This window comes from Treponema sp. R6D11 (assembly GCF_054786075.1).
This window is the reverse complement of sequence record NZ_BDHD01000169.1, coordinates 1-3,619: the sequence shown is the minus strand read 5'-3', so window position 1 is coordinate 3,619 and position 3,619 is coordinate 1. Positions and strand designations below refer to the sequence as shown.

The following is a 3,619-nucleotide window of genomic DNA, read 5'->3' as shown; positions in this document are numbered from 1 at the left end:
CGCCAAGAAACGCGACGGAGAGCCTGTTTGCAAATGGAGAGTTTGCAAGGACGATTATATATGGCGTGATAATTTCGGCGATGACAATTTTGGCGTATCTCTATATTCCTGCGTCTTATTCGCACTCTTGGAGTTTTGGCGTGATAAAAAATATGTTAGAAACAAACCCAGATATCGCGGCAAAAGCGCGCTCGTTCGCGTTTTGCACCTTGGCTGTTTCTCAGCTGTTCCACGCGTTCGGCATGAGAAACGTTAGAATTTCGATATTTAAGCACAAGATTTTCGAAAACGGCATGATGGTCGCAGCGTTTGTTTTTGGGTTATTCTTGCAAATAATTGTGACGGAAGTTCCGGTTTTAACGGAAATTTTCAAAACAGTTCGGCTCTCTGGCGGAGAATGGTGCGTGCTTATGCTTTGGTCGATGATCCCTCTGTTGGTTCATGAGTTATACCTGCCGTTTAATAAAAAGCTAAAATAAAACTTTCAGCATACTAAAACTTTATTCGAATAAATATTACAAAAACATTAAGGTTAGTTTAAGAAAACCGCATGCTGATATATATATATATATATGATATAATTATTTTATAATATTTTTGGAGGTAACAAATGAAAAATAAAGTTGGTTTGTTCGTCTTTCTCGGCGTTGTTGTATTATGTTCGATTGCTTATGGCGCATATGCTTTGGGCGCGAGAAATAATTCGCAGGAAAGCCAGACGCCTATGCCGTCGGAAACAGCCCCAGTGGTTGCTAGTGAGACCCCTGTTCCGGCAGATAATGCTTCGAAAGCAATAACCGGAGCGGAGGTTAAGAAGTTTCTTAACGAATTCCAAATTGCTAAGGGATTGCTATTTAGTAGAACAAATAGCGATAGAGATATTATAGAGAATATTGTATATTATAAGGGCTCCCCAATTAGTTATGCAAAAATAAATGAATATGCTAAAGCGTATTTTAACAAGATCTTCACCGACAAAGAGATAGAAAATCTTGCTAATGTAGTTGTGAAGAATAGCATGGAGGAAACCGAAGAAGGTGGAGTTATAGCTATCAAAAATAAAAAGCAGATAGTGTTAGAAGGATATGGGGATAATGGTAGAATTGTTAAAATCAACAGTATTAAAATGATAAGCGGCGACACGGCAAAAATCATTTGTGCCGAAGAGAATATAGGTGGTGACGCAGGAAACGAAACATACACCGTTAAATTTGGGAGAAATGCTGGCAACTTATATTTTATTAGCATAAAATAGTTATTATTCGCGCATATAAAAACCGCCATCGGCGGTTTTTTATTTAACTAGTTGCTTAAAGCTTGCCAGGGTAGTGCTTCGGTTTACGCGGCTTCTTCGAATCTCGAAATTGCTTAGGTTCGTGTTGTGCTTCCCGCCGTCTTTACGCAATCCGTATTTATAATATTCTTTAGTTTTTTTGATAACCGCGTCGTTGTATTCGCCGTTTGGATATGCAAGGGCTAAAACTGGCTTGCCTGTGATCGCTTCGACTTTGGTTTTAGACTCCCCGATTTCTTTGGTTAGCGTTGCGTTGTTTTTGGACGCTTGCACAAGGCTCGGATGCGTTAGTGTATGGCTCTCGAATTTAACAAGCCCGCTGTCGCTCATCTCTTTGATTTTGCTCTCATTAAATGAGCCTTTTATATTATTAAGGGTTAGGAACAAAGTGATTTTAACGTTATATTTTTTTAATATAGGAAAAATTTCAGTATAATTTTCTAAATATCCGTCATCAAACGTTAGCATGACTGGTTTTTTAATGTTTTTCAAATTGCCCCAATCATCGAATGTAACGGTTGTGTACCCCGCATCGTTCAAGTAGCTCACCTGTTTTTCGAACTCGCTCGGTTTAACATAAAGTTGCGCTAGGCTGCTTTTCGGTTCGGCTTCTTTTGAAGTGTGATACATCAATATTGGTATGCTAATATTCTTCGCCGTGTTAGTTTGTGTCGCTTTCGGTTTGCCCGATGGGCTAGGAGTTGGGGTTGGAGTTGGGCTTGGCGAAGGCGTGTCAGTTACCACGGGTTTGTTGTTTGTGGCAACAGGTTTATTATAATTAATTCCGTACGCGACAAAAACACCACATAGTAATATAATAGAAGCAAATGCAAATCCGACAAATTTTTTCATGAAATAATTTTAGCATAATAATTTTATTAAGTCAAGCTAATCTTCCATTTGTTTACCTAAGAAACCCGCGGCGGATTGAGCTAACATGCTTTCGACCTCGCCGGGCTTGCCCGCGTTTTCTTCGCTGTCTAGGAATACGACGGTGCCAATACTGTCGCCTTCGGAAAGAATCGGGCATATGACGGATGCTTTATATTTTTCGTTGTCTTCAACAATAGGGACGGTGTCATCCGCGGTCGGTTCGACCAAAATGGCTTGTTTGCTACGCATGATTTCCTCTAATTCACGGCTAACTTTTTTGTCGCTCAGCTCGCGTTTCGACGCGCCCGATACTGCGATAATGCTGTCTTTATCCGTGATAACCGTCGGTCTGTTCGCCGTTTTGCTAAGGCTTTCTGCATATTGTGTGGCGAATTCGGTTAGCTCACCAATGGGAGAGTACTTTTTAAATATAACCTCGCCGTCGTGGTTCGTGAAAATTTCGAGGGGGTCGCCTTCGCGGATTCTCATTGTTCTTCTAATTTCTTTTGGTATAACTACTCTTCCTAAATCGTCTATTCGACGCACAACTCCTGTTGCTTTCATATGTTTTCAGCTCCTTTTATTTACTATAATGCGAGAAAAAATGATTAAGCTCGCTTGGAATCATTTTTGCGATGCATTATATTTACTATTATGTCTAATTTTGGCGAATTTTATTATATTTTACCAATAAAATTTTCAAAAAAAGCTTGACAAATCAAACGGTACCTGTTATAATATAATTAACAGTTACCTGTTAGACTTTTAGGAGGAATAAAATTATGGATATTAGAGATGAGTTACAAGAGATGTTTGCTACCTTTCAATTGCTCACACAGAAGCATAAAATGCAGGGTCATATGTTTGGCGGGCACCTGTCAGATACGACGCGAGGGCAAGGCAGAATTTTAGCGATGCTGAAAATGCACGACGGGATTTCGACGAAAGATTTATCATACTTGCTTGGCATTCGCACCTCCTCTCTTAATGAATCACTCTCTAGATTAGAAAAAGGAGGATTTATAAAAAGAGAACCGTCAGCAGACGACAAGAGAGTTATGATAATCAAAATCACTAAAGCTGGCAAGGAGAAAAAGCAGTCGGGAAACGAGGTTTCAAATGTGTTCGATTGCTTGAGTGCTGAAGAGCAAGAAAAATTAAGAGATATACTCGGCAGGCTAATAGTTTCTATGCAAGAGCATATGAAGGATGACAGGCCGATACCTGATGGTGTTGCAGATGAATTGAGGCTCAAAATGGGCGATGCGATTATTGACCATTGGATGAGTCATGGTGGCGGCGCGCGCGGACATCACCATTTTTCTCATGAGGCGCGCAAAGAAATGCATAAAGAAATGAAAGAGATGCGTAAAGCATTTTGGAAAAGGAAAGGGAAAAACAATGAGCGCGATAATTAAGGTTGAAAATTTAGTTAAGAAATATAAAAAAGCG

At 39.8% G+C, this 3,619-nt stretch carries 5 protein-coding genes; 3 read left to right on the top strand and 2 right to left on the bottom strand.

Features of this window, described 5'->3' with window-relative positions:
- Together ACYVTD_RS10580 and ACYVTD_RS10575 are read left to right on the top strand one after the other, a co-directional pair.
- Window positions 1-479 (top strand): cation transporting ATPase C-terminal domain-containing protein (locus ACYVTD_RS10580; RefSeq protein ID WP_461247741.1); only part of this gene is annotated, 479 nt, incomplete at its 5' end.
- A gap of 131 nt (window positions 480-610) precedes the next feature.
- Window positions 611-1,255, top strand: coding sequence for a hypothetical protein (locus tag ACYVTD_RS10575; protein WP_461247740.1), 645 nt, complete (start codon window positions 611-613; stop codon window positions 1,253-1,255).
- Between the two features lie 39 nt (window positions 1,256-1,294).
- Here ACYVTD_RS10575 and ACYVTD_RS10570 read toward each other — a convergent pair whose 3' ends face one another.
- Together ACYVTD_RS10570 and spoVT are read right to left on the bottom strand one after the other, a co-directional pair.
- Entirely contained in the window at window positions 1,295-2,146 is an 852-nt protein-coding gene (locus tag ACYVTD_RS10570) for a polysaccharide deacetylase family protein (RefSeq protein WP_461247739.1), read from the bottom strand.
- A 36-nt stretch (window positions 2,147-2,182) separates the two neighbouring features.
- Entirely contained in the window at window positions 2,183-2,731 is a 549-nt protein-coding gene (gene spoVT / locus ACYVTD_RS10565; protein ID WP_461247738.1) for a stage V sporulation protein T, read from the bottom strand.
- Window positions 2,732-2,949: 218 nt separating this feature from the next.
- On the opposite strand from spoVT, the gene ACYVTD_RS10560 reads away from it, so the two are divergent.
- Window positions 2,950-3,585, top strand: a complete 636-nt coding sequence (locus ACYVTD_RS10560) for a MarR family winged helix-turn-helix transcriptional regulator (RefSeq protein WP_461247737.1) — start codon at window positions 2,950-2,952, stop codon at window positions 3,583-3,585.
- Window positions 3,586-3,619 lie beyond the last annotated feature (34 nt).

What these genes read in the sequence shown, in the direction of transcription:
- ACYVTD_RS10570 (WP_461247739.1), bottom strand. Translation starts at nt 2,146, where the DNA reads ATGAAAAAATTTGTCGGATTTGCATTTGCTTCTATTATATTACTATGT.
- ACYVTD_RS10575 (WP_461247740.1), top strand. Translation starts at nt 611, where the DNA reads ATGAAAAATAAAGTTGGTTTGTTCGTCTTTCTCGGCGTTGTTGTATTA.
- ACYVTD_RS10560 (WP_461247737.1), top strand. Translation starts at nt 2,950, where the DNA reads ATGGATATTAGAGATGAGTTACAAGAGATGTTTGCTACCTTTCAATTG.
- spoVT (WP_461247738.1), bottom strand. Translation starts at nt 2,731, where the DNA reads ATGAAAGCAACAGGAGTTGTGCGTCGAATAGACGATTTAGGAAGAGTA.